This is a genomic window from Chelativorans composti (assembly GCF_039541695.1).
In the GTDB taxonomy this organism is placed as follows: Bacteria; Pseudomonadota; Alphaproteobacteria; order Rhizobiales; family Rhizobiaceae; genus Chelativorans; species Chelativorans composti.
The window spans coordinates 1-1,138 of the sequence record NZ_BAABGS010000028.1; the positions used below are offsets into that span (position 1 = coordinate 1).

1 protein-coding gene is annotated in these 1,138 nt (G+C 56.7%); it reads right to left on the reverse strand.

The window, feature by feature from the left end; translation table 11 throughout:
• On the reverse strand, positions 1–360 hold a 360-nt coding region (locus ABD906_RS09815; protein ID WP_345099246.1), incomplete at its 3' end, for a transposase.
• Positions 361–1,138: the final 778 nt, after the last annotated feature.

The following is a 1,138-nucleotide window of genomic DNA, read 5'->3' on the forward strand; positions in this document are numbered from 1 at the left end:
CTTGACCAGGTCATCGACCGAGCGGGTCGACACACCTTGGATGTAGGCTTCCTGGATCACCGCGGTCAGGGCTTTTTCGGCCATGCGACGCGGCTCCAGGAAGCTTGGGAAGTAACTGCCGGTGCGGAGCTTCGGAATGCGAAGTTCTACTGTTCCGGCCCGCGTCTCCCAGTCTCTGTCGCGGTAGCCGTTGCGCTGGGCCAGCCGAAAGGCATTCTTCTCGCCATAGGCAGCACCCGTCTTCGCGCCGACCTCCAGTTCCATCAGCTTCTCGGCGGCAAAGCCGATCATCTCGCGCAGCAAATCTGCGTCAGCACTCTTCTCAACGAGCGAGCGCAGGTTCATCATATCGTCGGTCATCGGCGGACTTTCCATCAGGTTGAGCTTGAACAACCCGACCCTACCGGAAAAACACTGGTGACCGCCGCTATCCTGCTACACCACGCCCCGGGACATCATCGACCTCGGAATTCGATTCTCTGGAGCGCTTCGCAAGCCGCTAGGACTGCAAACTTTCATTTGCTTCGGAGATTAGAAGCAGACGTCTTCCCCACCAATCAGGCGCTACGGCAGGAGAGATCGGCAAGAGACATCGGCAGAAATTGATCCTTGCGCCCAAAATGTGCATCTATATCAATCAGTTAATGGCCCCAAAGATCGGCAAGACGACAGTCCTCTTGAGAAAGAGGGTCAACTCGTTAACAGCGTCGTCGGAGATCCACGAATGTCGGGTTCCTCAAACGGGAGCAACCGCCTGAAAGCAGCCTCCGAAGATGTGGAAGTCGAGATTGTCACTCGTCCAACGTTCCGCTGGTGGCTAAGCATCTCGGAGACGCTTCAGCCAGACCATCAAGCTCCCCGGCCTTTGCGAGATAACCTGTGGGTTCTGAAGTTGGTTGAGGAGGATAAACGCCCTGCGCCAAGGGGACTACCTTTCGGCGCAGAGCAGCCGGTGAAGAAATTTTGGGGGACCCAGCACAGGCAGAATAAGCTAACGCCAAAAATTCGACCGCGGAAGCTCATATTTTGAGCAGTGAACCGCGCCGGGATTGCCGGAGGCTCCCCCTCTTGAGATTAAGGAGCCATCATGACGAAACGGAACGGCAATACCTATTCACCTGAAGTGCGCGAGCGCGCG